The organism is Geodermatophilus sp. SMS 5-13, from assembly GCF_059428245.1.
The window spans coordinates 1,937,834-1,964,255 of record NZ_CP165729.1 but is presented as its reverse complement, the minus strand read 5'-3'; the positions used below and the strand labels follow the sequence as shown (position 1 = coordinate 1,964,255).

The following is a 26,422-nucleotide window of genomic DNA, read 5'->3' as shown; positions in this document are numbered from 1 at the left end:
CACGGCGCCGGGTTTCCGGAGAACTGTAGAGGCACTCCACAAAGTGCGCACCCACTTCCGCGCCGCCGGGTTGTGGGTTACTTGTCAGCGTCACTAGTTTGGGGTCGTGAGCGGCGAGGCGGCAGCGGTGCGCGCCCTGGTCGTGGAGGGCCTGCTCAACGTCCGCGACCTCGGCGGGCTCACCACGCGCGACGGCGCACGGGTGCGGCGCGGCCTGGTGGTCCGGTCGGACAACCTGCGCGGGCTGACCGACGACGGCGCGGTCACCCTCGTCCGCGACGTGGCGCCGCGGCTGGTCATCGACCTGCGCACCGAGCAGGAGACCGCCCGGGAGGGCCGCGGGCTGGCGGCCGTGGAGCACGTCCGCTACGTCAACGTGCCGATGCAGCCGAAGGCCGCGCTCAACCCCGAGCAGGTGGCGGCGGGCCTCGCGACCAATCTCTACGACGACTACGTCCTGCAGGCCCGGGACAACGGCCCGCAGCTGCTCGCCGCCCTGGAGCTGCTCTCCGCGGAGGACTCCCTGCCCGCGGTCATCCACTGCACCGCCGGGAAGGACCGGACCGGCCTCCTGGTCGCCCTCCTGCTCGAGCTGCTCGGGGTGGAGCGCGAGCAGGTCGTGGCCGACTACGCCGCGACGACCGACAACATGCCGGGCATCCTCGCCCGCATCCGGTCCTCCCCGTTCTTCCAGGGCAACGGCCTGGCCGCGGCCCCCGCCTGGATCTTCGAGTCCGACCCGGCCACCATGCGCGACTTCCTGGCCTGGCTGGACGACGAGCACGGCGGGGCACGGCGCTGGGCCGAGGCCGGCGGGCTGGCCCCCGAGGCGGTGCAGCGGCTGCGCGCCGAGCTGCTCGAGGGCTGACGGGAGCGCCGCCGCGCCGGGGCCTCCGGAATCAGGCGATGTGCGTTCCTGGCGGGTTTCGGCGGCGGAATGCGCCATGCACGAACACCACCCGGCCGCCCGGCCCGAGGGCGGGCGGGTCAGGACGGCGGGAGCGGGACGACGGTGCCGGGGTCCATGGCCCCGCGGTAGACCATCGCGAAACGGCGGGAGGCGAACTGCCAACCTTCGTCGGTGCGCCGGTACGTGTCGTCGTAGTGGCCCAGGTGCAGGACGCCGGCGCCGTCGGCCAGGTGGTTGAGCTCGAGCACCCACCAGGCGCCCCGCCCGGTGTCTCCGGTGATCTCGACGGTGCCGGTCGGGGCGAGCTGGGCCACCCACGGGTACTTGGCGATCGCCGACGTCCACAGCTGCACCGCGGCCTCCCGGCCGTGGGTGACCCGGCCGCCGCCGAGGTCCCAGGTGGCGTCCACCGCCCAGGTGGCGGCCCACGCCGCGGGGTCGCGCCGGCAGACCGCGTCGCAGTACCGGGCGACCAGGTTGCGGACGGCGAGCTCGTCGTCGGCCGCGCTCACGGCTGCGCCTCCCCCGCCCGCAGCCGTGCCTCGAGCCGCGGCCGGAACGCGGGGCCCACCAGCTCCCACCACAGCCCGGCGCCCGTGTCGTGGTAGCTGAACATCGCCGGCTGCCCCTCGGCCGGCACGTGGCGGACCCGCCCGGGCATCCCGGCGTCGTCGAAGCGGCTGATCGTGCCCTCGAGGTCGTCCACCCAGAAGCCGACGTGCTGCAGGCTCAGGGCGTGCGCGGCCCACACGTTGCCGGAGAGCTCCTCGATCAGCTCCAGGTAGGGCGGCCCCTGCATCGAGTAGGTGGCCGCGATGCGCGCCTCCCGCGGCCGGCCGTCGACCAGCACGTCGAGCCTGCTGTCGCCGACCTTGCTCCAGGTGAACCCGAGGGCGGTGGAGTACCGCGCCATCGCCTCGCGGACGTCGGGCACCACGATCCCGACGTGGTACATGTCCAGCCCGGCGGGCGGGGTCCCGAACCAGCTCACTGCGCGCTCCTTCGGCGTCCTCGATAGCGTCCGTGGGGTGACCACCGCTCATCCGGTCCCCGCGTCACCGGCGACCCCCTCGCCGCCCCGGCGGCCCCCGGCGCCGGCGCCGCCCCCGTTCTCGATGCAGCACACCTTCCTGCTCGCGCAGGCCGAGGCCACCGAACTCGCACTCGTGCGCCACGGCCAGCAGCAGCTGCCGACGTCCCCGGTGTTCACGCCGGCCGAGTGGGTCGACCCGCCGTTGTCGGAGACCGGCCGCCGGCAGGCCGAGCTGGTGGGCCAGGCGTTCGCCGGGCGGCCGGTCGACGCCGTCGTCTGCAGCCACCTGAGCCGCGCGCACGAGACGGCGCGGGCCATCGCCGCGCAGCACGGCATGGAGCCGGTCGTCCTGGAGGACCTGCGCGAGGTCGAGACGTACCGCGACCTGGCCGACGGCGAAACCCCCGCCGACGCGCTCGCCGAGCCGTTCTGGCGCGGGGTGCAGGAGCGCTTCCCGCGGGAGCGGCGCTGGGACCTCGTCCCGTTCGGCGAGAGCAGCGCGGAGCTGCGTCACCGCGTCGTCTCGACCATCGAGGGCCTCCTGGCTCTGCATCCCGCCGCCAACCTCGTCGTCGTCTGCCACGGCGGGGTCATCAACGCCTATCTGGCGCACCTGCTCGGCATCGAGGAGGACATGTTCTTCCTCCCCGCGCACACCTCGGTCAGCCGGGTGCGGCTGCTGGGCCCGCGACGGGTCCTGCACAGCCTGAACGACCGCGACCACGTCACCACGGCCGACCCTGGCCTGCTGACCTACTAGGCCTTCCGGGCCGACCGGGCGGCCAGGGCGACTGCGATGATCAGCGCGGCACCGTTGAACAGGTCGGTCACGTAGGTCGGCGCACCGGCCAGTTGCAGCCCCTTGACGCCGGTCGCGAGCAGGTAGATCGCGATCAGCGTGCCGACCACGTTCACCCGGCCGGGCTTGATCTGGGTCGAGCCGAGGAAGACCGCGGAGAACGCGGGCAGCAGGTACGACGGGCCGACCGTCGGCGAGGCCTGCCGCAGCTGGGAGGCGAGGACGACGCCGGTGATGCCGGCGACCAGCGCGGAGGCGACCAGCGAGCCGAACACGACGCGGTCGACCCGCACGCCGGCCAGCCGGGCGGCCACCGGGTTGCCGCCGGAGGCGTACAGGTAGCGCCCGACCGGCAGGTACTCGATCAGGATGTAGATGATCGCCGCCAGGCCCAGCATGAGGTAGAAGGGCAGCGGGATGCCGATGATCTTCCAGGAGAAGAAGTCGACGAACGCCTGGCTGAAGCCGCTGACGATCTGCTTGCCGTCGGTGATCCAGTACTCGGCCGCGACGAGCAGGCTGCTCATGCCCAGCGTGGCGATGAACGAGCTGACCTTGAGGTGGACGACGACGAAGCCGTTGACCGCGCCGATGAACGTGGCCGCCACGATCGCCGCGAACGCCGCGAGGATCGGGTTCCACCCCTGGGTCTGCAGCCAGATGGTCAACGCGACCGAGACCCCGGCGACCCCGGCGAAGGACAGGTCGAAGACGCCGGCGGCGAGCGGGATGATGATGCCCAGCGCCAGCATCGCGGTGATCGCCGACTGCCCGGCGACGATCGTGAGGTTCTGGGTGCGCAGGAACGTGTCGGGCACCCAGAGCGCGAAGAGGATGATCAGCGCGGCCCACACGTAGAGCCCGCTGAAGCGGTCCAGGCCCAGGCTGAACCCTGCCGACGTCTTCTCCTCGTGCGTGGTATCCGGCCGGGTCGCCTGGTCCGCTTCGACCACGGGGTTCCCGGCCTCCGCGGCCGACAGGTGGACGCCGGACTCGGGGGTGGGGGTGACCACCGGGTCGGTGCCCGGGGTGCCGCCCGCGGACGGACCGCCGGTGGTGCCTGGCCGAGTCATGCCGCCGCTCCTTTGCTCTGGCCGATGGTGGCCGCCGTGATCCGGTCAGGGTCGATGTGGGGCCGGCGCAGCACGTCCGCGATCCGGCCGTTGCGCAGCACGACCACGCGCTCGGCGAGCCGCGTCAGCTCGCTGTGGTCGGTGGAGACCACGATGACGGCCGCGCCCTCCGCGGCCGCCTCTTCGACCAGGACGTGGATGTCGGCCTTGGCGCCGACGTCGACGCCCTGGGTGGGCTCGTCGAGCACGAGGACCTTCGGCTTCTGCCGCATCCACCGGGCCAGCACGACCTTCTGCTGGTTGCCGCCCGACAGCGTCGACAGCCCGCGCTCGGGCACCGGCGGCTTCACCTTGAGCTTCTGCAGCCAGGAGGTCACCTCGGAGACCTCCTTCTTGCGGTTGAGGAGGAAGCCCACCTTGAAATGGCCGGGGTTGACGATCGACACGTTCTCCCGCAGGTTCGAGTCCAGGAAGGCCGCGTTGGCGTGCCGCTCGGCCGGCACCAGCGCCAGCCCGACCTCGACCGCCTTGTCCGGCCGGTGCGCCTCGAGCTCCCGCCCGTCGATGGCGACCGACCCCTCGCGGTCGATGCCGCCGAAGAGGGCGAGCGCGATCTCCTCGCGTCCGGAGCCGGTGATGCCCGCCACGCCCACGATCTCGCCGGGGCGCACCTGCAGGTCGACCCCGGCAAGTGCCCCGGTGCGCAGGTCCTGCGCCCGCAGCACCGGCTCGCCGGCGCGGGTGGTGACCTCCGAGGGCACCTGGAACTGCTCGAGCTGCCGGCCGATCATCAGCGCGATCAGGCCGTCCTCGTCCAGCCCCTTCACCGGCCGGGTGACGATGTGCCGGCCGTCGCGCAGCACCGTCACGTTGTCGCAGAGGCTGAACACCTCGTCGAGGTGGTGCGACACGAACAGCACCGCCACCCCCCGGTCGCGCACGGCCCGCACGGTGGCGAACAGCCGGTCGATCTCCGCGGCCGGCAGGTTCGCCGTCGGCTCGTCGAGCACCAGCAGCCGCGCCGGGGTGGACCGCGGCGAGAGCGCCCGGGCCAGCGCGATGGCGGTCCGCTGGCTGATCACCAGATGGCTGGTGGGCGCCTTGACGTCGAAGTCGTACCCGAGTCCCCGCAGCGTGTCGCGGGCCAGCTTCTGCTCCCGGCGCCAGGAGATCAGCCCGAACCGGTTGCGCTCGTAGCCGTGCCCCATCGCCAGGTTGTCCCGGGTGTCCAGAGTCGGCACCAGACCCAGGTCCTGGTGGACGAAGCGCAGCCCGGCGTGGTCCCCCGCGCCGGCCGTGCCCAGCGCGAGCGGCTCGCCGTCGACGAACACCTCGGCACCGGGGTCGGGATCGTGATAGCCGGCGAGGATCTTGATCATCGTCGACTTGCCGCAACCGTTCTGACCGACCAGGGCGCGGATCTCACCGGGTTGGATCTCGACGTCGACCTCGATGAGCGCCCGTTGTCCCGGGAAGGTCTTGGACAACCCACGGATCTCGACAGCGGGCGTTGAGGACATCCGACTCCTTGCGCCAGGGAGGAAGGGGGGACCGGGCAACGTCGCGGAGTTTTCTGACACCGACAGCAGAAACTCGGCGAACTGTAGCCCCCGTCACACCCCTGCGCCAAGGGTTGGCCGCCCTCCGGCGACCGGAGAACGAACTGGCCGGGTCAGCCTTGCGGCGCGGTCGCGGGCCAGGTCTCGAACTTGTATCGGACTACAGAAACCCCCTTGGCTATGACCCAGGTCACTGTTACCTTGCCGCCTGATCCGGCTGACATGGGACGAGTGCGCCGCTGCTGTCGTGCTCCGGAACCTGGTCGTCGGCAACCTCGAGATCCCGGGCGGAACCCCGGACAAGGAGTCGCACCAATGCGGAGCCGAAAGACCACAATCCGGACCTTCCTCGCGGTCGTCGCGCTGACCACCGCGGCAGCGTGCAGCCAGGGCAACGACAGCGGCAGTGGCGGGAGCGGCGGGAGCGGCGAGGAGAACTCGGCCGCGCAGTCGGAGATCGAGCCCTTCCTGTCCCCGCCCGAGGACATCCCGCTCGACGAGCCGATGACCGCCTGCCCCGCAGGGGGCAAGACGATCATCGTCACCGAGAACCCGCAGGCGGTCACCCGCAAGACCAACGACGGCCTCGAGGTCGGCGCGAAGCTCCTCGGCTGGACCGTCGTCCGCCAGCCGGTGGACCCCGCGGATCCGCAGAGCCCGCAGAAGGCCTTCGACGCCGCCCTCGACCAGAACCCGGACGCCGTGCTCGTCTCCGGCAACCCCTCCTCGACGTTCCAGGCCCAGCTCGACCGGGCCAACCAGCTCGGCATCCCCGTGCTGCTCTCGGACAACGGCGAGGACCCGAGCGTCAACGGCACCGCCTACACCATCGGCCTGGACGACTTCAACCAGACCGGCCTCTGGGGCAAGATGAACGCCGACTACGCCGCCTCCAAGGGCGCCAAGAGCGTGCTCATCATCGACCTGTCCCTCTACCCGATCCTGCACGCCTGGGCCGAGAGCGCGGCCAAGACGCTGGACGGCTACGGCATCGAGAACACGACCTACGACGCCCAGCTCACCGACCTGGCCGGCGGGACCATCCCCGACCGGATCGTCAGCGAGCTGCAGCGCAACCCGGACATCGACTGGGTCCTCCTGTCGCTCGGCGACATGACGACCGGGCTCGACGCCGCACTGAGCGCCGCCGGGCTCGACGTCAGCGTCGGCGGGGAGAGCGCGAGCACGGCCAACGTCGAGGGGCTGAAGAACGGCACCGATGACCAATGGACCGGGTTCGCCGCGGAGATCCACGGGATGTACCGGATCGACGCGCTCGCCCGCATCTTCGCCGGTCAGGACCCCACCGGGATCAAGGGGTACTCCAACCTGCCGACGCAGCTGCTGACCCCCGACAACATCGGCGACGCACCCCTCGACAGCGAGGGGTACTACGTCGGCGTCGACAACTACTCGGACTACTTCGAGAAGCTGTGGAAGTCGGCCTGCTAGCAGCCCGCTGAACGACGGACGGGGCCCCGGCATCGCGCCGGGGCCCCGTTCGTCGTTGCGGATCATCCGCCCCGGGTCACCAGACGGGCGGCACCGCCGGGACCGCGTCGGTGCCGATCCCGGCCGCCCGCTCCCGGATCACCTCCCGGTAGGCGGACCGGGTGAGCACCCAGAAGCGCCCGGTCCGGACGGCGTCCAGCACGCGCCCGGCGGCCTCGTCGGCGGTGATCGTCGGAGTCGCGCCCGAGATCGTGCGCGGGCCGCTCGCCGGTGCGGTGGCGGCGGGCTCGGGCGGCCGGTTGCGCGCACTCTCGGCGATCCCGGTGGCCAGCCACCCGGGGCAGAGGACGGAGACGCCGATGTCGGGACCCTCCGCGACTCCGACAGCGTCGCGACCGTCGCCTTGGACGCGCCGTACACGGCCTGCTTCGGCATCGGCAGCGGGGCGGTCATCGACGGGTGGTCACCACGTGCGTGGGCTCGCCTTGAAGGCGTCGAAGGACTCCTCGGCCAGCCGGTCGAGGTCGTCCCCGCGGAGACTTCGGTGACGATGGCGCGCATGTCGGCCCGCGAGCCCGAGCCCGCCGGACGCGCCGGTCACCACGGCGACCCGGCCCTCCAGCTCGCGGAGGCCGGTGGCCGTCGTCAGATGACCGTCTCGCCGCCGTCCACCACCAACGTGGTGCCGGTGACGAAGCTGGCGTCGTCGGAGAGCAGGAAGCACACGGCCGCCGCCAGCTCCTCGGGCTCGGCGGTGCGCTTCTGGATGTTGCCCTGCCCGAACACGGCGGCGCCCTTCTCGACGTCGCCCTCGCCGCGGGCCAGCAGGATCGGCTCGGTCATGCCGGAGCGGGTCCGGCCGGGCGCGACGACGTTGACCCGGATCTCCGGGCCGACCTCCAGCGCCAGCTGCCGGGTGAACCCGGCGACGGCGGCCTTCGCGGCGCCGTACGGGGCGTTCTGCTTCTGGGCGAGCAGCGCCGCGACCGAGGCCACGTTGACGATCGAGCCGCCACCGCGGCGGCGCAGCAGCGGCAGGGCGTACTTGCACACCAGGAAGGTGCCGCCGGCGTGGACCAGCATCATCCGGTTCCAGCGCTCCAGCGACCACTCCTCGATCGGCCCGAACTCGGCGTGCCCGCCGGCGTTGAAGACCGCGTCGACGCCGCCGAGCTGCTGCTCGGCCGCGGCGAGGGCGGCGCGCACCGACTCCTCGTCGGACACGTCGCAGCCGAGGCCGATCGCGCCCTCGAGCTCCGCGGCGACCGCCTTGGCGCGCCCCTCGTCGAGGTCGGCGACGGCGACCCGGCCGCCCTCGGCGGTGAACCGCCGGGCCACGGCCGCCGCGATGCCCGAGCCGCCGCCGGTGGCGAACAGCACCTTGTCCGTGAAGCGCATGACGCCCTCCCAGGCTTTGTTGAGGGGGCCTACAGAAACACCGTCCGGAGCGGGCTGTCAACGGCCTGGACCGAACTCGGCGCAGTTACTAGGCTGAGACTGCAGAAAGTCGACTCGAGGAGGTTCGGTGGCGCCCCTGATCCGGTACCCGGTGCAGCAGCACGCGTTCGTCGTGGCCGACCTCGACGAGGCGATCCCGCGCTGGATCGAGACCACGGGGGCCGGGCCGTTCTGGGTCAGCCGCAACCACCGGGGCCGCGACCACACCTACCGCGGCCAGCCGTCGGACCACCTGCTGTCCTACGCCTTCGCCGGCACCGGTCCCACCCACGTGCAGCTGATCCAGCAGGACGACGACACGCCCTCGATCTACCGCGAGATGTTCGGCCCCGGCGAGGAGGGCTTCCACCACATCGCCGTCCTCGTGCCCGAGGCCGAGATGCCCGCCGAGGTGGCCCGGTTCGAGGCGGCCGGGTTCGAGGTCGCCGACACGCTGTGGTCCTACGTCCCGGTGGCCTACATCGACTGCCGCGAGGCGATCGGCTGCTTCGTCGAGCTGCACGGCGAGAACCAGGAGATCCGCGACCTGTTCGCGCTGTTCCGCGACTCGCACGCCGAGTGGGACGGCGTCACCGACCCCGTGCGCGTGCGCAGCCGCACCTCGTCGGCCTGAGCAGAGTGCCACGGCGCGGAAGATGCGCCCCTGGCACTCCCCTCACAGCAGGGCGCGGGTGGCGGCGCCGAGGCGGCGGACCCAGCCGGCCGGGTCGGTGCGGGCCGCCGGGTTCGGTACCTCCAGGCTGACCGGGGCGTCCGGCCCCGCCTCCGCCAGCAGGCCGGCCAGCGGCAGGACGCCCTCCCCCGGCGGCAGCCGCTCCCCCACCGCCTCCTGCACGGCGCGGCGCAGCCCGGCCGGATCGGTGCCGGCCGGCGCGGCCGACGCCGCGTCGCACAGCTGGAGATAGGGCAGCCGGCCGGGCCCGAGGACGGCGAGGTCGGCCGGCACCGCACCGGCCCGCGCGAGGTGGAGGGCGTCGACCAGCACGCCGGCGTCGTCCGCACCGGCGGCCTCGAGGAGGGCCAGGGCGTCGGCCGGTGTGCGCAGCGCGGAGAAGACCATCGGCTCGACGGCGCAGCGCAGGCCGTGCCCGCGGGCGAGGCGGGCCAGCTCGGCGAACACCTCGGCGCGCCGGGCCGGCTCCGGGTCCTCCACCGCCGTGAGCAGGAACCGGGCGCCGAGCTCGGCGCCGATCGCCAGCAGCGGCTCGGCGTCGGCGGCCGCCGTCCCCGGGCGGAGCCGGAACACCTCGACGTCGAGCACGCCCAGTCCGGTGTCGGCGAGGGCGGCCGCGGTGGCGCGGCGCAGCGCGACGTCCCCTACGAGGTCGAACCCCGTCCCGTCACTGGCCGGGACCAGGCGCAGCGCCCCGACCAGGTCGAAGCCGGCCGCGGCCGCGTACCGCACCAGCTCCGGCGGCGGGACGTGCAGCGCGCTCAGGGAGGCCAGCGACAGCTGACGCTCACGGTTGCCCGGCACGTCACGGCCGCCGGGCGGGCCGGTGCACGGCCGCGAGGAGGGCGGCGTACGAGCGGACCAGTGCCGCCCGCTCCTCGGCGACGAGTGGGCCGGCCGGATCCCGGTCCCCCGCGACCCACGCATCCGACAGTCGCATCGCCTCCGCCCGCTCCGCCGCGGCCGGCCGGACGGCGTCCTCCGGCACTCCGTAGGTCGCCGAGTACAGCGCCTGCAGCGCGGCGACCAGCGGCTCGTCGTCGGCCGGCCCGTCCGCGTGCTGCAGCTCGCGGTGCACCCGCCACCACTCCACCTCGAGCCGAGCCGCCTCATCCGGGTCGAACCGCTCGTCCGAGCTGCGCGCGACCAGGACGTAGAACCGGCGCATGTACTCCCGGGCGAGGTCGGGCCGGTTGTCCGGATACGGCGCCCAGACCTGGTTGGCCCGCAGCACCCACCACGCGCCGCGCACGGTTCGCGGCCAGGACAGGCCGAAGGCGTGCCGGACCACGCGCACGGCCGCGAACAGGAAGGCCCGCCACTCGTGCCGGTAGTACGTCACCCAGGTGCGGCACTCGAGCTCCCCGACCAGTCGGGGGTCGAACGCGCGCAGCGACGAGATGCCGCTCACCTGACCAGGGCGCGGGCCCGCAGCGCTGCGTCGCACCCGGCGCGGAAGCCGAAGACCAGCGCCGGGCCGAGCGTCCCGCCGTGCCCGCCGTAGGTCATCCCCATAACCGAGGCCATCGCGTTGCCGGCGGCGTAGAGGCCCTCGATCGGCGCCCCGTCGACATCGAGCACCCGCGCGTCGCCGTCCGTCCGCGGGCCGCCCTTGGTGCCGAGCGCGCCGACCCGGACCGGCACGGCGTGGTAGGGCGGGGTGTCCAGCGGGCCGAGCGTGGCCTGCCGCGTCTCGCCGAAGCGTGCCGTGTCGCCCCAGGCCCGGTCGTGGTGGCTCTCGCCGCGCCCGTGGTCGGCGTCGGAGCCGGCCGTCACCTGCGCGTTCCAGCGCGCCACCGTGTCCTCCAGCGCGCCGGCCGGCACCCCGATCCGCTCGGCGAGGCCCGCGACGGTGGGCGCCGCCACGATCCAGTCCGGCGCCGGCTCGGCGGCCGTGCGCCCGGCCAGGCCGTAGGTGGCGAAGTAGTGCCCGTCGAAGAGCAGCCAGGCCGGGGAGTTGACGTACTCGAAGCGGGCGACGTCGACCACGTGGAAGGCGTTGCCGAGGGCGTTGTAGTTGGCCGCCTCGTCGGTGAACCGGCGGCCGTCGCGGTTGACCATGATGCAGTGCGGCCGGGTCCGCTCGGAGTTGACCTGCCACGGCTGCACGCCGCGACCCGCGATCGGCACGTCGATGGCGGCCACCCACCAGGCCTCGCGCATGTTGCCGAGGGCGGCGCCGACCCGCATCGCCATGCGCAGCCCGTCGCCGGTGTTGGTCGGCACGCTGACCGGCCGCTCCAGCGGGCCGCGGAGGAAGGCTCGCACCAGCTCGCGGTCGTGCTCGAACCCGCCGGTGGCGAGGACGACGCCGCCGCGGGCGCGCGCCTCGAACGGGCCGTCCGGCCCGAGGACGCTGACGCCGACCACCGCGCCGTCCTCGACCAGCAGCCGGTCGCCGCGGCAGCCGGTGCGCGGGACGACGCCGCGGTCGAGCAGGCCCCGCAGCAGCCGGCCGACCAGCGCCTGGCCGCAGCCGCGCTCGTCGTCCCGCCGCCGGCGCGCCACCTCCTCGGCCGGCACGCCGCCCGGCGCCCGGCGGCCGAGCGAGGTCTCGCTCATCGCGACGTCGCCGGTGAGCTGGTAGCCGCGGGTGACCCGGCCGGCCCACTCCCCCAGCTCGCCGAACGGGAAGAGCGGGCACTCGACCGACCGGCCCTCGCGCCGCCCGCCGGGGTGCTCGGGGTGGTAATCGGAGAGCCCCCGCACGGTCTCGAAGACGACGGGGCTGTTCTCCTCGAGCCAGTCGACGACCTCCGGGCAGGTGTCCACGAACGCCGCGGCCAGGTCCGCGTCGATCAGCCCGTGCGACAGCGAGTCCAGGTAGGTGAGCACGGTCTGCCGGTCGTCGGGGATGCCGAGATCCCGTTCGTGCCGGTTGAGCGGCAGCCAGGCGACGCCGCCCGACCAGGCGGTGGTGCCGCCGACGGTGTCGGCCTTCTCGAACAACCCGACGGACGCGCCGTCCGCGGCCGCCCGCAGCGCCGCGGTGAGGCCGGCCGCACCGGTGCCGAGGACGACGACGTCGTACTCCTCGGCGCTCATCGCGCGAGGTAGCCGCCGTCCACGGCCAGCGCATGGCCGGTCGTGAACGACGAGTCGTCGGAGGACAGCCACAGCACCGCGCCGGCGATCTCGTCCGGCGTGCCGAACCGGCCGAACAGGCTCAGCCGCCCGGCGACCTCCTGCGGATCCCGGCCGCGCGCAGCGATCGCCCCGAGCAGCATCGGCGTCTCGATGGCGCCGGGGCAGACGGCGTTGATCCGGATGCCGTCGGCGGCGTGGTCGATCGCGCCCGCCCTGGTCAGCCCGAGGACGCCGTGCTTGCTGGCGGTGTACGCGGCCTGGTGCGGCTGCGGGCGGAAGGAGTTGGTCGACGCGATGTTGACCACCGTGCCGCCGCGGCCCTGCGCCCGCATCGCCCGGATCTCGTACTTCATGCAGAGGAACACCGACCGGAGGTTGACCGCGAGCATCCGGTCGTAGGTGTCCTCCTCGCAGTCGGCCAGCGGCTGCGTCTCGTTCTCGATGGCCGCGGCGTTGACCCCGTGGTCGAGGCGGCCGAACTCGCGCACCGCCGTCTCGACCATGGCCTGGACGTCGCCGCTGTCGGACACGTCGGTGCGGCGGAAGACCGCCCGGCCGCCCTTGGCGGCGATCTCCGCGGCGGTCTGCTCGCCGCCGTCGACCGCGACGTCGGCGACGACGACCGCCGCCCCCTCCCCCGCCAGCGCGAGCGCGATCGCCCGGCCCATGCCGCTCGCGGCCCCGGTGACGACGGCGACCCGGCCGTCGAAGCGGGCCATCAGCCCGCGGCCCCGGCCGGCGCGGCGGCGACCCGTCCGGCCGCGTGCCGCCCGGCCAGGAAACCGAAGACCATCGCCGGCCCGAGGGTGCCGCCGGCACCGCCGTAGGTCATCCCGAGCACCGAGGCCATGACGTTTCCGGCGGCGTAGAGGCCCTCGATCGGCGCGCCGTCGACGTCGAGCACCTGCGCGTTCGTGTCGGTGCGCGGGCCGCCCTTGGTGCCGAGGCAGCCGCTGTACACGCGCACGGCGTAGTACGGCGCGGTGTCGAGCGGGCCGATGGTGGTCTCCGGCCCGTCACCGAGGGAGCTGTCGCCCCACCAGCGGTCGTGCAGGCTCTCGCCCCGCCGGAAGTCGGGGTCGCGCCCCTCGGTGGCGGAGGCGTTCCAGTGGGCGACCGTCTTCTCGAGCTCGTCGGCCGGGACGTCGATCCTGTCGGCCAGCGTGGCGAGGTCCGGCGCCTCGACCATCCAGTCGGGCGTGGCCCGGCCCTGCCCCGAGCGGAAGCCGGCCAGCCCGTAGCGCTGCAGGTAGTGGTCGTCGAAGAGCAGCCAGGCGGGGTGGTTGACGTAGTCGAACTCGGTCACGTCGAGCACGTGGAAGGCGGCGCCGAGGGCGTTGTAGTTGGCCGCCTCGTCGGCGAACCGGCGGCCCTTCTTGTTGACCATGATGCTGTGCGGCCGGCTGCGCTCGCCGTTGACCTGCCAGCCGGCGAGGGTCCCGTCGGGCATCGGGACGTCGATGATCGGCACCCACCAGGCCTCGCGCATGTTGCCCAGGCCCGCGCCGACCCGCATCGCCATGCGCAGGCCGTCCCCGGTGTTGGTCGGCACCGCCGCCGTCCGCTCCAGGGGGCCGCGGATGAACGTGGTCACCAGGTCGCGGTCCCACTCGAAGCCGCCGGTCGCCAGCACCACGCCGCCGCGCGCGCCCACGGTGCGGCGTCCCTCCGCGGTCTCGACGACGACGCCGGTCACCCGGCCGTCCTCGCGGACCAGCTGCACCGCGCGGGCGCCGGTGACCGGCTCGATGCCGCGGTCGAGGCAGCCCTTCAGCAGGGCCCCGACGAGCCCCTGGCCGGCGCCGCGCTCGTCGCGGACCTGCCGCCGGGCGAGCTCGTCGGCCGGCACGCCGCCCGGCGCGCCGCGCCCCAGCGAGGTCTCGCTCATCAGGATGTTGCCGGACAGCTGCGGGCCGACGGTGACCCGCTGCTGCCACGACCCGAGGTCGGCGTACGGGAAGAGCGGGCACTCCAGGGAGCGGCCGCCGCGGCGGGCCGCGCCCGGGTGCTCCGGGTGGTAGTCGGGGAAGTCCTTGATGATTTGGAAGCGGGCGGGGGTGTGCTCCTCCAGGTAGACGAGCACCTCGGGCCCGGCATCGACGTAGGCCGCGGCCAGCCGTTCGTCGATCAGGCCGTGCGACATGGACATCAGGTAGGTCAGCACGTCCTCGCGGCTGTCCTCGAGCCCCAGCTCGGCCATGTGGTGGTTGCGCGGGATCCAGACCATCCCGCCCGACCAGGCGCTGGTCCCGCCGACCTTGTCGGCCTTCTCGAAGACGGCGACCCGCGCGCCGCCGTCGTGGGCCGCGATGGCGGCGGCCAGACCGGCGGCGCCGGTCCCCAGCACCACGACGTCGAAGCTGTCCACGTAGACCTCCACTCACTGTTGTCGTCGTCACGTCACTCGGACTGCCAGCGGTCCTCCACCGTGCGGCCTCCCTCGCGGCCGCCGCCGACCAGCACGTTCTGCCCGGTGACCCACGACGACGCCGGACTGGCGAGGTAGAGCACCGCGGCCGCCATGTCCTCCGGCGTGCCCAGCCGCCCGAGCGGGACGGTCGAGATCAGCCGGGGCAGGTCGGCCTCGGTCAGCTTCAGGGCCGAGAAGAAGGTCTCCGTGGGGACCATGCCCGGCGACACCGCGTTGACCCGGATCCCCTGGGGCGCCAGCTCCGCGGCGAGGGTGGCGGTCAGGTTGAGGACGGCGGCCTTGGCCGCGCCGTAGGCGCCGGTCCCGGGCGCCGGCCGCATGCCGGCGCCGGAGGCGATGTTCACGATCGCGCCCCCGCGGGGCAGCCGGGCGGTCGCCGCGCGGACGCACGCCAGCAGCGCGACCAGGTTGAGCTCGAGCATGTCGCGCAGCTGCTCGTCGGACGTCCGCGCGAGCGGCCGGACCGACGGGTCGTCGGTGCCGCCGGCGTTGTTGACCCACACGTCCAGGCGCCCGAGCTCGTCCACCGCCCGGTGGGCGAGCAGCTCCGGGGTGTCGCCGCGCAGGTCGGCGGGCACCGCGACCGCCCGGCGACCGCGGGAGCGCACCTCGTCGGCGACCGCCTCGACCTCGTGCGCGCGGCGGGCGGTCACCACGACGTCGGCCCCGGCGTCGGCGAGGGCCAGGGCGATCGCCCGGCCGATGCCCCGGCCGGAGCCGGTGACCACCGCGACCCGGCCGTCCAGGCGGAAGAGGTCCAGGATCGACACGGCTCAGGCCCCGTCAGCCACCCACGTGTCGTACAGCGAGTGGAAGTGCCGGATCTTGCTCTCCTGGTAGACCGCGAAGGAGACGCCCGTCTTGCGGGTGGCCTTCAGGCCCTTCTGCACGGCCTCGAGGTTGAACTCGTCCTGGTCGAACACCCGGGCCAGGGAGCCGAGCTCCTCGACGGCGCTGCGCCACGGCTCGTCGGCACCGAGCTGCCGGTGCGGGGCCGGGGGCGGCCGCTCGCCCGAGAACGGCGAGAGGAGGAAGACCTCCATGATGCAGCTCTCGTGGTCGTCGCCGTTGGGCCGCCAGCGGTAGGTGATCTGGTTGTAGCCGCCCCACGGGTGCATGTTGGGGAACACCGTCAGGAAGTGGCTGTCGACCAGCTCGGCGTCGCAGAGCTCCTCGACCCGGTCGCCGATCACCGGCCGCAGCGAGCGGCGGGCCGACTCGGCCAGCGTCTGGCGCGCCGTCCAGCCGTCGGGCACCTCGAGCATCGGGGGGTCGTCGATGCGCTGGTCGATCTGGGAGTTCAGCCGCTCCTGCTCCGTCGGGTCCCACGGCAGGTAGGGGCTGGGCACGCCGCGCGGGGAGATCGCCCGCGAGACGTTGCCGAATACGTCGTACTGGGAGTTGGCGTCGCCGAAGCCGGGCAGCAGCTGGGGGTGCGTGGTGATCACGTGGAAGGACTCCATGAAGGCCTCCTGCGCGACCTTCCAGTTGGTCCGCAGCACCTTGGAGACGTGCACCCGCGTGTAGCGCTCGTCCAGCGGCCAGCGCTCGAAGAGCGGGTCGATGTTGCCGAGGAAGTCCTCCAGCGGCTCGCACTCGGGGTCGGGGTTGATGAACACGAACCCGGCCCAGGTGCCGACCTTGACCTCGGGCAGCATCCAGCTGTCCGGTTTGACCTGCGGGAAGTCCCAGGCGCTGGGCACGCGCTTGAGCTTGCCGCCCAGCGACCAGCAGAACCCGTGGAAGGCGCACTCCAGCTCGCCGACCCGCCCCGGCCCGTCGCGCAGGGCCCGGCCACGGTGCAGGCAGGCGTTGACGAACGCCTTGATGCCGCCGGCCCCGGGTGCCGCGCGGACCAGCAGGTAGGACTTGTCGGCGATGTCGTAGACCTCGGTGTCACCGACCTCGGCGAGCACCTCCTCGCGGCAGGCGAACTGCCACACCCGCGACCAGAGGTGCTCCTTCTCCTTCTCGTGCCAGGCCCGGTCGAGATAGCGCTCGACCGGGATGTCGTCCTCGCCGAAGTAGCCGGGCTCGTCGATGCGCAGCAGCGGCGGCACCGGCTTGCTGTCGCGGTCGAGCAGGTCCTGGTAGGTCGGGCCGTTGCCCCGGAAGCCGGTGCGCGAACGGACGTCGGGATCCGTGGTCACGAGAAGGTCTCCTCGGTCTCGAAGCGCCGGCTGCGGCTGCCGGGACCGCCGGCGTGCTTGCCGCCGCTGACGATCCAGCGGCACAGCTCCGGGTCGGCCCGGAACACCTCGCCGGCCACCCAGTTGCCGTCCCGGTCGAAGCGGCCCTGCTTGCCGTCGCGCTCGGTGACCAGCACCGGGCCGTGGTCGTCGGGGGCCCACTCGTACATCGCGCGGCTGAGCGCGTGCTGGATCTTGCGCATCGACCCTCCATCGGGGCGGGCAGCCGGCCGGGCGGCGTCTCCCGCGGGCAGTAACTGCTGTCCGTGCACAGTAAGGGTGCACCCCGTCGCGGTCCAGGGTGCCGGTCGACAACCCCGGGGCTACTTTGTACGGTGAGCCTCCAGTAAGTACCGATGGCGCGCGCCCTCGTCGGGCGGAGGGGAGCCGGGACCGCCGTGACGATCTCCGAACGGCCCGCCAAGCAGCGGACGCCGGGGCTGAGCTGGTACGACCTGGTGCTCGAGGACGACCAGCCGGTGCCCGAGCACCTGCGGGAGCGGTTCCCCTACAGTGCGCGCACGCAGCACGTGCCGGTGGAGCGCTACACCAGCCGCGCCTGGCACGAGCTCGAGCGCACCCACCTGTGGCGCCGGGTCTGGCAGATGGCCTGTCGCGAGGAGCACCTGCCCGAGGTGGGCAGCTACGTCGTCTACGAGATCGCCGGCGACTCCTACCTCGTGGCCCGCACCCGCGAGGGCGGCATCAAGGCCTACGTCAACGCCTGCCTGCACCGCGGCCGGGCGCTGAAGGACTTCGACGGCCGGTGCAGCGAGTTCCGCTGCTCGTTCCACGGCTTCACCTGGAAGCTCGACGGCACCCTGCGCTACATGCCGGGGTCGCGGGAGTTCCCCGAGATCGAGGCCGACCGGGACGCGTGGCGGCTGCCCGAGGCCAGGGTCGGCACGTGGGGCGGGTTCGTGTTCATCAACCCCGACCCCGACTGCGAGCCGCTGGAGGACTTCCTCGGCACGCTGCCCGAGCACTTCGCCCTGTGGGACTTCGAGCACCGCTACCTGCAGGCGCACGTCGCGAAGAAGATCCGCTGCAACTGGAAGGTCGCCCAGGAGGCCTTCGACGAGGGGCTGCACCTCGGCGCCACGCACCCGCAGTCGGCCCCCTACGTCGGCGACGCCAACAGCGCCGTCGACGTGTACGGCAACTACGCCCGCCAGATCAGCCCGTCGGGCACGCCGATCGAGGACATGCCGGTCGAGCCGAGCGAGCGCGACATCCTCGCCCGCATGCTCGACGTCCGGGAGGGCGAGGAGCTGCCCATCCCGTTCTCCCAGCGGACGACGGCCCGCGACAGCATGGCCCGCGCCGCCCGCGAGCGCTGGCGGGACGTGCTGGGCGCCGAGGCCCAGAACATCTCCGACGGCGAGCTGCTCGACCACTGGAACTACGCGGTGTTCCCCAACCTGCACCCGTGGGGCGGCTACAACCGCATCGTCTACCGGTACCGGCCCAACGGCGACCGGCACGACGAGTGCATCTTCGAGGTCATGTTCCTGACGCCGTACCGCGGTGAGCGGCCGCCGCCGGCGCCGATCACCTGGCTGGACTTCGAGGACTCCTGGACCAAGGCGAGCGAGCTGCAGACGCTCGCGCTGGTCATGGAGCAGGACACGTTCAACATGGAGGCCGTGCAGCGCGGGCTGCAGACCACCCGCATGCCGCACGCGATCATCTCCGACTTCCAGGAGGACGTGATCACCTGGCGGCACGACCTGCTCACCGAGTGGGTCGAGAAGCGCGCCGAGGAGGACGCCCGGTGATGGAGCCGCAGGGCGGGATCCGCCACCCGCTCAACCCGCGCGCGCTCTACACGCCGGACGAGGGCGGCACGGTCCGGGTGACCATGGGCGAGCGCTGGGGCCGGTTCCGCAAGGACGGGCTGTGGCTGGAGGGCCCGCTGTTCGAGGCCGATCCCGAGCTGTGCCTGTGGGTGTCCTCCCCCCGGCCGACGGGCCACCACCGGATCAGCCGCCTCATGGACATGCCGGCCGAGCGCTAGTCGTGGACGTCCTGGTCGCCGCCGGTGACCAGCTCGGCGAGTGCCCGGTGTGGGACGAGCGCGCCGGCGTCCTGCACCGCGTCGACGCGCTGGCCGGCGCCGTCCTCTCCCTCGACGTGGCCGCCGGCACCGAGCGGCGCGTCGACGTGGGCCGGCACCTGGGCAGCCTGGTCCTGCGCGAGGACGGCGACGGGCTGCTGCTCGCCGCGCACGGCGGCTTCCGCGCCCTGGACCCCGCGTCCGGCCGCAGCGAGCCGCTCGCGCCGGTGGACCCGGACGTGCTGATGAACGACGGCGGCTGCGACCCGGTCGGCCGCTTCCTCGCCGGGACCATGACGCGCGACGTCGTCACCGGGCGCGGGGTGCTCTACCGCTTCGACCCGCCCGATGCCGCGGTGCCGGTGCTGGGCGGCCTCACCGTCAGCAACGGGCTGGTGTGGGACGAGGCGGGGACCACGCTCTTCCACATCGACACCCCGCTGCGCCGCGTCGACCGGCTCGCCTACGACCCGGGCACCGGCACGGTGAGCGGCCGTCGTCCGTCGATCGACCTCTCCGGCTTCGCCGGCCTGCCGGACGGGATGGCGATCGACGCCGAGGGCTGCCTGTGGGTGGCGTTCTGGCGCGGCGGCGCGGTCCGTCGGTTCGCGCCGGACGGCCGGCTGCTCGACGAGCGCGCCGTCCCCGTGCTGCGCACCACGAGCTGCTGCCTCGGCGGCCCGGACCTGCGCGACCTGTACGTGACCACGGCCCGCCGCAGCATCCGCGACGTGCCGCTCGACGTGGAGGAGCTCGCGGGCGCGGTCTTCCGGTTCCGGGTCGACGTGCCGGGCGTGCCGGCGCGGCGGTGGCGCGCTCAGGCCTCGGCGCCGACCGAGGCCGAGGCCGCGACCGCCGAGTAGTCCAGCCGGTAGCGCACCCGGTCGGCCCGCGCGCGACGGCGCACGCGGAGCACCGGCCGGCCGTCCGCGTCGGCGGTCAGCCCCTCGCGCACCAGGACGGCGGCGCCGGGCCGGATCCCCAGGACGGCGGCGTCCTCGACCGTGGCCGCCTCCGCGGCGAAGGTACGCCAGACGTAGCGCAGCGGCTCGCCCGAGCGGTCCAGCAGCAGGCCGTAGAGCCCGTCGGACTCCCGCCACCGGCCCACGACGTCGCCGAGCCGCTCCTCGGGGGCCCACGCGGTCGAGCAGACCCACATCTCGCCGTCCACCTCGAGCGCGCTCTCGACCCGGCGCAGCGGGGCGTCCGGCAGCTGCAGCTCCGCGCGCACGGCGGCGTCGTCGTCCCGGGCGGTGCCGAGCAGCACGTCGCGGTAGCGCTGCCCCTGGCTGCGCAGCATCGTGCGCAGGCTGCCGGAGAACTCCTCGGGCGTCAGCGGGATGGTGATCGCGATCGGCTCGGGCCGCGGCGAGACGAACGTCCCGGCGCCCTGCCGGGCGCGCAGCCGGCCCTCGCGGGAGAGCTCGTCGAGCGCGCGGCGGACGGTGAGCCGGTGCACGCCGAGGTCCTCGGCCAGCACGCCCTCGCTCGGCAGCCGGTCGCCGGGGGCGTACTCGCCGGAGGCTATCCGGTCGAGCAGGACGGTGCGCACCCGCTGGTATAGCGGGACCTCCCCCCGGCGCGGCGCGGCCATGCGTGCAGCGTAGCGGCCGGACCGGCCCTTCCCCCGAAACGTCTAGATGACTACGGTCGGCCGGGTGCGTGGCAGTCCGATGGACGAGGACGGCGGCCGGCGCCTGGCGCGCCTCGAGGCCCGCCTGGAGCTGCAGGAGCTGCTGGGCCGCTACGCCCTCGCCGTCGACGACCACGACGCCCGGGCCCTCGCGGACTGCTTCACCGACGACGCGGTCTTCGCCTCGCCGAACAGCCCGCCGTCGGTCGGGCGGGACGCCGTCGTCGACTTCTTCCGCGTCCGGTTCGACCGGTACGGCGCCACGCTGCACGTGCCGCTCTTCCAGGTGCTGCACGACCTCGACACGGACCGCGCCCGCGGCACCGTGGTCGCCCGGGCCGAGCTCGCCACCGCCGACGACACCGTCGTGACCGTCTTCCGCTACGAGGACGAGTACGCGCGGGAGGCCGACCGCTGGCGGTTCCGCCGCCGGGACGTCCGGACCCTGTACGCCATGCCGCTGCGGGACCTGGTGGCCGGCGGGCTGGCCTGGCCGGAGCGCAAGCGCTGGCCCGGCGTCGCGCCGTCCGCCGCCGAGCTGCCGCCGGCCTGAGAGAAGAGCCCGTCATGGACCTCGGACTGGCCGGACGGCGCGCCGTCGTCACCGGCGGCAGCCACGGCATCGGGCGCGCGGTCGCCGCCCGCCTGCTCCGGGAAGGGGCCGGCGTGGCGATCTGCGCGCGGGACGAGCAGGGGGTCCGGAGCGCGGCCAAGGAGCTCGCGGAGCTCGGGACCGTGCACGGCTCGGTGTGCGACGCCGGGGACGGCGACACGGTGCGCCGCTGGGTCGACGGCGCCGCCGAGGCCCTCGGCGGCATCGACATCGTCGTGAGCAACGCCAGCGCCAGCGGCCAGCACGGGGACGGCGCCGGGCCCTGGGAGGTCAACTTCCGGGTCGACGTCCTGGGCTGTGTCGCGCTGTGCGAGGCGGCCCGGCCCTACCTCGAGGCGTCCGATGCCGCCGCGATCGTGCAGATCGGCACGATCACGGCCATCGAGCACCACGACGTGCCGATCAACCCCAGCTACGGGGCGTTGAAGGCGGCGACGATCAACTACATGGCCCAGCTCGCGCAGCGGTGGGGGCCGCTCGGCATCCGCGCCAACACCGTCTCCCCCGGGCCGATCCTGATCGAGGGCCGCAAGTGGGACAGCCTGCGGGAGCGCCGGCCGGAGATCTACGCCCGCGACCGGGACCGGCACCCGCTCCGGCGGATGGGCACGGCCGAGGAGGTGGCCGACATCGTGGCGGTGCTGGCCAGCCCGGTCGCCGGCTGGGTGAACGGCGAGAACGTCGTCGTGGACGGCGGCTACACCAAGCGCGTCGGGTTCTGAGCGGCTCGCGAAGTTCCTGTAGACCGCCTCCAGTAAGTCCGCTAGGTTCGCGGCGTGGACGACGTCCTGCACGGCATCGGCTGGGTCCTGTGGTCGGGCACCCTCGGTCTGGAGAGCCCGATCCCCGGCCGGATCGAGGCGGCCGTCGCCGGCGGATACAGCCGCTTGTCGGTGAGCCCGCTCGACGTGGCCCGAGCTGAGGAGCAGGGCATCTCGGCAGGGGAGCTGGGCCGTCGCATCCGGGGCGCCGGCCTGGAGATCGTGCTGGACCCCGTCATGAACTGGTACGGCGGCGCGCCGCGGGCCGACTCACGGTTCGCCCGGTTCACGGCCGACGAGTCGCTGCGCATGTGCGAGGCGCTGCAGGTCGTCTCGATCACGGTGATCGGGCAGGCGACCAGCGACCTGCCGGCCGAGGAGGTCGCCGGACCCTTCGGTGCGTTCTGCGACCGCGCCGCCGGTCTGGGCGCGCAGGTCCACCTGGAGTTCATCCCGATGACCGCGATCCGCGACCTGGCGACGGCCTGGACGATCGTGCGCGGCGCCGACCGGCCCAACGGCGGCATCCTCTTCGACACCTGGCACTTCTACCGCGGCGACCCGGACTTCGCCGTCCTCGACCGGGTGCCGGGCGAGCGCATCTTCGCCGTCCAGATCGACGACGCCGAGGCCGAGCCGCGCGGCAGCATGCGCGAGGACACCCAGCACCGGCTGCTGCCCGGGGACGGCTCGTTCGACCTGCCCCGGGTGGTGGCGGCGCTCGACCGGATCGGCGCGCTGCGCTGGGTCGGCCCCGAGGTCATCTCGCCGGAGACCGAGGCGATGGACCCCGTCGAGGCCGCCCGCGTCGCCGGAGACCGCGTCCGGGAGCTGATCGCCCGGGTCCGGACCGGGCAGCGGGAGGGTGCACAGCGATGATCACCGACCGGGACGTCGACGTGCTCGTGGTGGGATCCGGCGCCGCCGGACTGGCCGCCGCGCTGGCCGCCCGGGAGGGCGGCGCGGAGCGGGTGCTGATCGCGGAGGCCGAGGGGGTCGTCGGCGGCTCGTCGCGGCTGTCGGGCGCGCTCACGATGGGGGCCGGCACGCGCTACCAGAGCGCGCTCGGGATCGAGGACGACGCCGACTCCCTCTTCCACGACTACATGACGCTCAACCACTGGGACGTCGAGGCGGCGGTCGCCCGGCGGCTCGCCGATCTCGCCGGCCCGACGGTCGAGTGGCTCGGCGATCTCGGCGTCGAGTTCTACGACCAGATGGTCTACGGCGGGGACGAGCGGGTGCCCCGGGTGCACGTGCCGATCGGCCGCGGTCAGGCGGTGGTCGACGTGCTGCACCGGGCCTGCCGGCAGGCCGGCGTGGACATCGCCCTCGGGCAGCGGGTCGACCGGCTGCTGGTCGAGGACGGCGCCGTGACCGGTGTCGCCGTCGGCGACGACGAGATCACCGCCGGCGCGGTGGTCCTTGCCTCCGGCGGGTTCGGCAACGATCCCGAGCTGCTCGCCGAGCGCTTCCCCTCCGCCGCGGCGACCGGGTGGACCTGGTACATCGGCGCCGACGGCTCGCGCGGGGACGCGCTCGGCCTCGCCGAGCAGGTGGACGCCCAGATCCTGGGCCATGACCGCGGGCTGCGGCTGCTGCACGCCGGCTTCGCGCAGATCTACGAGGCGTACCTGCCCGGCTGGATCGTCATCGTCAACCGCGAGGGCCACCGGTTCTTCAACGAGACGGCGCCCTACGGGATCACCGACGGCCTGCTGCGCGCCCAGGGCGACGTGGCCTGGGCGGTCTTCGACGACGCCGCGCTGACCGCGGCGACCGCGGCCGGGGTGGCGCGCTACAAGCAGAAGATCCCCGGGTCGACGAAGAAGCAGAGCCCGCACTGGAACGCCGACGTCATCGAGCAGATGGTCGCCGCCGGGAAGGTGCACCGGACCGACAGCGTCGCGGCGCTCGCCGAGGCGCTCGGCCTCCCGATGGGGGCCTTCGAGGGCACGGTCGCCCGGCACAACGCCCAGGTCGCCGCCGGTGAGGACGCCGACTACCTCAAGGACCCGACGTTCCTCGAGCCGATCGCCACCCCGCCGTTCTACGGCGCCGAGATCCGGCCCGCGACGGTCTGCTTCACCGCCTGCGGCCCGCGCATCGACCGGGACGCGCGGGTGCTCGACACGGGCGGCCGGCCGGTGCCGGGCCTGTTCGCCGCCGGAGAGTGCGTCGGCGGCGTGATCGGGCCGGCGTACGTCGGCAGCGGCAACTCCTACGCCAACTGCCTGGTCTTCGGCCGCGTCGCCGGTGCCGCGGCGGCCGCCGCCGTGCCCGTCCCGGAGGGATCCGCCCGTGGCTGACGTCACCGCCGCGCTCATCACCGGCAGGGAGACCGTCGAGTTCCGCGACTTCCCCGAGGAACCGCCCGCCCCGGGGCGGGCGACCGTCGACATCGCGCTGTGCGGCATCTGCGGGACCGACATCGCCTCCTACCGCAGCGGGCACCTGCACAGCCCCGCCGTCTGCGGGCACGAGTGGGTCGGCACGGTCACCCACGTCGGCGACGGCGTGGACGGCGTCCGTGAGGGCGAGCGGGTCGTCGTCGCCGTCCCGCCGCCCTGCGGCCGCTGCCCGGAGTGCCGCGGCGGGCTGGCCGAGCACTGCCGGACGACGTCGATGGTGGCCCGGGGCCGCAACGACCTCGCCCCGCCGCACGGGGGCTTCGCCCGCAGCATCACCGTCCAGGCCGACCGGCTGCTGCCCGCCCACCCGGACCTGACCGACGAGGAGGCGGCACAGGTCGAGCCGGCGACGGTGGCCTTCCACGGCGTGCGACGGTCGCGGATCGCCCCCGGCGACACCGTCGTCGTGCAGGGCGCCGGCCCGATCGGGCTGCTCGTCGCCCAGTTCGCCCGGGTGGCCGGCGCGGGCCAGGTGCTCGTCGTCGAGCCCTCGGAGGCGCGCCGGGAGCTGGCTCTGGAGCTGGGCGCCTCCGCCGCACTGGCCCCGGAGCAGGCGGCCGAGGCGGTCCAGGAGGCCACCCGGGGGCTGGGAGCCGACGTGGTGCTCGAGTGCGCGGGCGTGCCCAGCCTGCTGCAGACCGCGGCCGACCTGACCCGGACCGGCGGCGTCGTGGGCCTGATCAGCTTCCTGGCCCAGCCGGCCACGATCCAGGGCGCCCGGTGGCTCGCCAAGGAGCTCACCCTCGTCGCGTCGAACGCCTTCACCCACGACGACTTCCGCCGCAGCATGGCGTTCCTGGCCGACGGCCGGGTCCGGGCCGCGCCCCTGCACAGCCGCACGGTCGGGCTGGCCGACCTCGAGGCGACCCTGCGCACGCTGGCCGCCGGTCCCTCGGCGGACGTCAAGGTGCTGGTCGACCCCCGAGGAGGCCCGGCGTGACCGACGAGCTGGAGCTGCTGCTGGCCGAGCGGGCGATCCAGCGCGTGCTCACCACGTACTCCCGCGGTGTCGACCGGTTCGACTTCGAGTCGGTGCGCGCCTGCTACTGGCCGGACGGCACCGATGACCACGGCTCGTTCGCCGGCGGGGTCGACGACTTCATCGTGTTCGTCGAGAAGTCGCTGAACCGGTTCGAGCGCACCGCCCACTTCCTCGGCAACGTGCTCATCGACGTCGACCTCGACCGCGACGTCGCCCGCGCCGAGACCTACGCGGTCGCCTTCCACCGCTACACCGACCCGGAGGGGCAGCCGACCGACATGTGGGCGGGCCTGCGCTACGTCGACCGGTTCGAGAGACGGGCCGGCGAGTGGCGGATCAAGGCCCGGGTCTGCGCCTTCGACTGGCGCCGCACCGACCGCGTCGAGGGCGAGGGCGGCTTCGCCGACAGCTACGCCCGGGGGCTGCGCTCCCCTGACGACATCGTGTTCCGCATCCTGGAGGTCGGGGCCGGTGGATGAGCTGCGTGGCCGGGTCGCGGTCGTCACCGGCGCCGCGAGCGGGCTCGGCCGAGCGATGGCGGAGCGGTTCGCGGCCGAGGGCATGCGCCTCGTCGTCGCCGACATCGACCGGGACGGCGTGCACGAGGTGGCCGCGGCCCTGGCCGGCGCCGGCTGCGACGCGCACGCGGTCGCGACCGACGTCTCCCGCGCCGACGAGGTGGCGCGGCTGGCCGACGAGGCGTTCGCCCGGTTCGGCGCCGTCCACGTGCTGTGCAACAACGCCGGCGTGGTGAAGAACGCGCGCGCCTGGGCGCTGACCGAGGACGACTGGACATGGGTGCTGGGCGTCGACCTGTGGAGCGTCATCCACGGCGTGCGCGCCTTCCTGCCGCGGATGATCGAGCAGGGCGAGCCCGGCCACGTGGTCAACACGGCGTCGATGGCCGGGCTGCTGCCGATGCCGAAGCTGGCCGCCTACGCGACGGCGAAGGCCGGCGTCCTGGCGCTGTCGGAGTCGCTGCAGCTCGACCTCGACGCCGAGGGCGCCGACATCGGCGTCTCCGTCTTCTGCCCCGGGTTCATCGCCACGCGGATCACCGAGAGCGCCCGCAACCGCCCGGAGGCGCTGGGCGAGACGGCGGCATCGACGGGACCCCGGACGGTCTCCGGCGTGCAGCCGACGATGACCGCCGACGACGCCGCCGCGCAGGTCGTCGACGCCGTCCGCGCCCGCCGGTTCTGGATCCTCACCCACGACGACTACCGCGCCGTGATCCGGGAGCGGGCCGCCGGGATCGGGACCGACGCCCGCCCGGTGGTGCCGCCGGTGTGGTGAGGGGGG

At 73.9% G+C, this 26,422-nt stretch carries 29 protein-coding genes; 14 read left to right on the top strand and 15 right to left on the bottom strand.

The features are described from left to right. Window positions 1-106: 106 nt before the first annotated feature. A complete protein-coding gene (locus tag AB3388_RS09565; protein WP_495410532.1) occupies window positions 107-868 on the top strand; it encodes a tyrosine-protein phosphatase in 762 nt (253 codons plus the stop codon). A gap of 119 nt (window positions 869-987) precedes the next feature. On the opposite strand, the gene AB3388_RS09560 is transcribed toward AB3388_RS09565, so the two are convergent. Then, window positions 988-1,422 carry a nuclear transport factor 2 family protein gene (locus AB3388_RS09560; RefSeq protein ID WP_495410531.1) on the bottom strand — a complete coding sequence of 145 codons (435 nt, stop codon included), beginning with the start codon at window positions 1,420-1,422 and terminating at the stop codon, window positions 988-990. Beyond that, window positions 1,419-1,901: a VOC family protein gene (locus tag AB3388_RS09555; protein WP_495410530.1), complete on the bottom strand. Its 483-nt coding sequence runs from the start codon at window positions 1,899-1,901 to the stop codon at window positions 1,419-1,421. The genes AB3388_RS09560 and AB3388_RS09555 overlap by 4 nt, the downstream gene beginning before the upstream one ends. 37 nt (window positions 1,902-1,938) lie before the next feature. Between AB3388_RS09555 and AB3388_RS09550 the strand changes: the two genes are divergently transcribed. Then, entirely contained in the window at window positions 1,939-2,703 is a 765-nt protein-coding gene (locus tag AB3388_RS09550) for a histidine phosphatase family protein (protein ID WP_495410529.1), read from the top strand. On the opposite strand, the gene AB3388_RS09545 is transcribed toward AB3388_RS09550, so the two are convergent. Next, complete coding sequence (locus tag AB3388_RS09545; RefSeq protein WP_495410528.1) at window positions 2,700-3,815, bottom strand: ABC transporter permease; 1,116 nt, start codon at window positions 3,813-3,815, stop codon at window positions 2,700-2,702. The genes AB3388_RS09550 and AB3388_RS09545 overlap by 4 nt on opposite strands. Next, window positions 3,812-5,335, bottom strand: coding sequence for a sugar ABC transporter ATP-binding protein (locus AB3388_RS09540; protein ID WP_495410527.1), 1,524 nt, complete (start codon window positions 5,333-5,335; stop codon window positions 3,812-3,814). The genes AB3388_RS09545 and AB3388_RS09540 overlap by 4 nt, the downstream gene beginning before the upstream one ends. A gap of 354 nt (window positions 5,336-5,689) precedes the next feature. Between AB3388_RS09540 and AB3388_RS09535 the strand changes: the two genes are divergently transcribed. Further along, window positions 5,690-6,826: a sugar ABC transporter substrate-binding protein gene (locus AB3388_RS09535; RefSeq protein WP_495410526.1), complete on the top strand. Its 1,137-nt coding sequence runs from the start codon at window positions 5,690-5,692 to the stop codon at window positions 6,824-6,826. A gap of 76 nt (window positions 6,827-6,902) precedes the next feature. Here AB3388_RS09535 and AB3388_RS09530 read toward each other — a convergent pair whose 3' ends face one another. Continuing rightward, the gene (locus tag AB3388_RS09530) at window positions 6,903-7,028 is read right to left on the bottom strand and encodes a hypothetical protein (protein WP_495410525.1); all 126 of its coding nucleotides are present in this window, start codon (window positions 7,026-7,028) and stop codon (window positions 6,903-6,905) included. 443 nt (window positions 7,029-7,471) lie between these two features. Then, on the bottom strand, window positions 7,472-8,224 hold the full coding sequence (locus AB3388_RS09525) for an SDR family NAD(P)-dependent oxidoreductase (RefSeq protein ID WP_495410524.1): 753 nt from the start codon (window positions 8,222-8,224) through the stop codon (window positions 7,472-7,474). A gap of 127 nt (window positions 8,225-8,351) precedes the next feature. Between AB3388_RS09525 and AB3388_RS09520 the strand changes: the two genes are divergently transcribed. Then, window positions 8,352-8,897: a VOC family protein gene (locus AB3388_RS09520; protein ID WP_495410523.1), complete on the top strand. Its 546-nt coding sequence runs from the start codon at window positions 8,352-8,354 to the stop codon at window positions 8,895-8,897. 42 nt (window positions 8,898-8,939) lie between these two features. Here AB3388_RS09520 and AB3388_RS09515 read toward each other — a convergent pair whose 3' ends face one another. From AB3388_RS09515 to AB3388_RS09480, 8 genes are read right to left on the bottom strand one after another with little or no spacing between them, the layout of a single operon-like run. Then, entirely contained in the window at window positions 8,940-9,761 is an 822-nt protein-coding gene (locus tag AB3388_RS09515) for a sugar phosphate isomerase/epimerase family protein (RefSeq protein ID WP_495410522.1), read from the bottom strand. A gap of 1 nt (window position 9,762) precedes the next feature. Beyond that, entirely contained in the window at window positions 9,763-10,368 is a 606-nt protein-coding gene (locus AB3388_RS09510; protein WP_495410521.1) for a hypothetical protein, read from the bottom strand. Beyond that, window positions 10,365-12,002: an FAD-dependent oxidoreductase gene (locus tag AB3388_RS09505; RefSeq protein ID WP_495410520.1), complete on the bottom strand. Its 1,638-nt coding sequence runs from the start codon at window positions 12,000-12,002 to the stop codon at window positions 10,365-10,367. Before AB3388_RS09505 ends, AB3388_RS09510 begins: the two co-directional genes overlap by 4 nt. Further along, window positions 11,999-12,763, bottom strand: a complete 765-nt coding sequence (locus AB3388_RS09500; RefSeq protein ID WP_495410519.1) for an SDR family NAD(P)-dependent oxidoreductase — start codon at window positions 12,761-12,763, stop codon at window positions 11,999-12,001. The genes AB3388_RS09505 and AB3388_RS09500 overlap by 4 nt, the downstream gene beginning before the upstream one ends. Further along, window positions 12,763-14,412: an FAD-dependent oxidoreductase gene (locus AB3388_RS09495; protein ID WP_495410518.1), complete on the bottom strand. Its 1,650-nt coding sequence runs from the start codon at window positions 14,410-14,412 to the stop codon at window positions 12,763-12,765. The genes AB3388_RS09500 and AB3388_RS09495 overlap by 1 nt, the downstream gene beginning before the upstream one ends. 32 nt (window positions 14,413-14,444) lie before the next feature. Next, window positions 14,445-15,245 carry an SDR family NAD(P)-dependent oxidoreductase gene (locus AB3388_RS09490; RefSeq protein WP_495410517.1) on the bottom strand — a complete coding sequence of 267 codons (801 nt, stop codon included), beginning with the start codon at window positions 15,243-15,245 and terminating at the stop codon, window positions 14,445-14,447. A 3-nt stretch (window positions 15,246-15,248) separates the two neighbouring features. Continuing rightward, a complete protein-coding gene (locus AB3388_RS09485) occupies window positions 15,249-16,625 on the bottom strand; it encodes an aromatic ring-hydroxylating oxygenase subunit alpha (RefSeq protein ID WP_495410516.1) in 1,377 nt (458 codons plus the stop codon). Then, complete coding sequence (locus AB3388_RS09480; RefSeq protein WP_495410515.1) at window positions 16,622-16,867, bottom strand: hypothetical protein; 246 nt, start codon at window positions 16,865-16,867, stop codon at window positions 16,622-16,624. The genes AB3388_RS09485 and AB3388_RS09480 overlap by 4 nt, the downstream gene beginning before the upstream one ends. A gap of 195 nt (window positions 16,868-17,062) precedes the next feature. Here AB3388_RS09480 and AB3388_RS09475 point away from each other — a divergent pair, with 195 nt between their 5' ends. From AB3388_RS09475 to AB3388_RS09465, 3 genes are read left to right on the top strand one after another with little or no spacing between them, the layout of a single operon-like run. Beyond that, window positions 17,063-18,442: an aromatic ring-hydroxylating oxygenase subunit alpha gene (locus tag AB3388_RS09475; protein ID WP_495410514.1), complete on the top strand. Its 1,380-nt coding sequence runs from the start codon at window positions 17,063-17,065 to the stop codon at window positions 18,440-18,442. Then, complete coding sequence (locus AB3388_RS09470) at window positions 18,439-18,681, top strand: hypothetical protein (RefSeq protein ID WP_495410513.1); 243 nt, start codon at window positions 18,439-18,441, stop codon at window positions 18,679-18,681. The genes AB3388_RS09475 and AB3388_RS09470 overlap by 4 nt, the downstream gene beginning before the upstream one ends. 2 nt (window positions 18,682-18,683) lie before the next feature. Then, window positions 18,684-19,583, top strand: a complete 900-nt coding sequence (locus AB3388_RS09465) for an SMP-30/gluconolactonase/LRE family protein (protein WP_495410512.1) — start codon at window positions 18,684-18,686, stop codon at window positions 19,581-19,583. On the opposite strand, the gene AB3388_RS09460 is transcribed toward AB3388_RS09465, so the two are convergent. Beyond that, window positions 19,538-20,314 carry a GntR family transcriptional regulator gene (locus AB3388_RS09460; protein WP_495410511.1) on the bottom strand — a complete coding sequence of 259 codons (777 nt, stop codon included), beginning with the start codon at window positions 20,312-20,314 and terminating at the stop codon, window positions 19,538-19,540. The two genes, AB3388_RS09465 and AB3388_RS09460, sit on opposite strands and share 46 nt — an antisense overlap. Before the next feature lie 64 nt (window positions 20,315-20,378). Between AB3388_RS09460 and AB3388_RS09455 the strand changes: the two genes are divergently transcribed. The 7 genes from AB3388_RS09455 to AB3388_RS09425 are packed head-to-tail and all read left to right on the top strand — an operon-like array spanning window position 20,379 to window position 26,416. Further along, entirely contained in the window at window positions 20,379-20,906 is a 528-nt protein-coding gene (locus tag AB3388_RS09455) for a nuclear transport factor 2 family protein (protein WP_495410510.1), read from the top strand. 14 nt (window positions 20,907-20,920) lie between these two features. Next, window positions 20,921-21,688 (top strand): SDR family NAD(P)-dependent oxidoreductase, encoded by a 768-nt coding sequence (locus AB3388_RS09450; protein ID WP_495410509.1) that lies wholly within the window; start codon window positions 20,921-20,923, stop codon window positions 21,686-21,688. 54 nt (window positions 21,689-21,742) lie between these two features. Beyond that, entirely contained in the window at window positions 21,743-22,606 is an 864-nt protein-coding gene (locus tag AB3388_RS09445; RefSeq protein WP_495410508.1) for a sugar phosphate isomerase/epimerase family protein, read from the top strand. Next, window positions 22,603-24,036, top strand: coding sequence for an FAD-dependent oxidoreductase (locus AB3388_RS09440; RefSeq protein WP_495410507.1), 1,434 nt, complete (start codon window positions 22,603-22,605; stop codon window positions 24,034-24,036). The genes AB3388_RS09445 and AB3388_RS09440 overlap by 4 nt, the downstream gene beginning before the upstream one ends. Continuing rightward, window positions 24,029-25,078 (top strand): zinc-dependent alcohol dehydrogenase, encoded by a 1,050-nt coding sequence (locus AB3388_RS09435; protein ID WP_495410506.1) that lies wholly within the window; start codon window positions 24,029-24,031, stop codon window positions 25,076-25,078. The genes AB3388_RS09440 and AB3388_RS09435 overlap by 8 nt, the downstream gene beginning before the upstream one ends. Continuing rightward, on the top strand, window positions 25,075-25,599 hold the full coding sequence (locus tag AB3388_RS09430) for a nuclear transport factor 2 family protein (RefSeq protein WP_495410505.1): 525 nt from the start codon (window positions 25,075-25,077) through the stop codon (window positions 25,597-25,599). Before AB3388_RS09435 ends, AB3388_RS09430 begins: the two co-directional genes overlap by 4 nt. Continuing rightward, entirely contained in the window at window positions 25,592-26,416 is an 825-nt protein-coding gene (locus AB3388_RS09425; RefSeq protein ID WP_495410504.1) for an SDR family NAD(P)-dependent oxidoreductase, read from the top strand. The genes AB3388_RS09430 and AB3388_RS09425 overlap by 8 nt, the downstream gene beginning before the upstream one ends. Window positions 26,417-26,422: the final 6 nt, after the last annotated feature.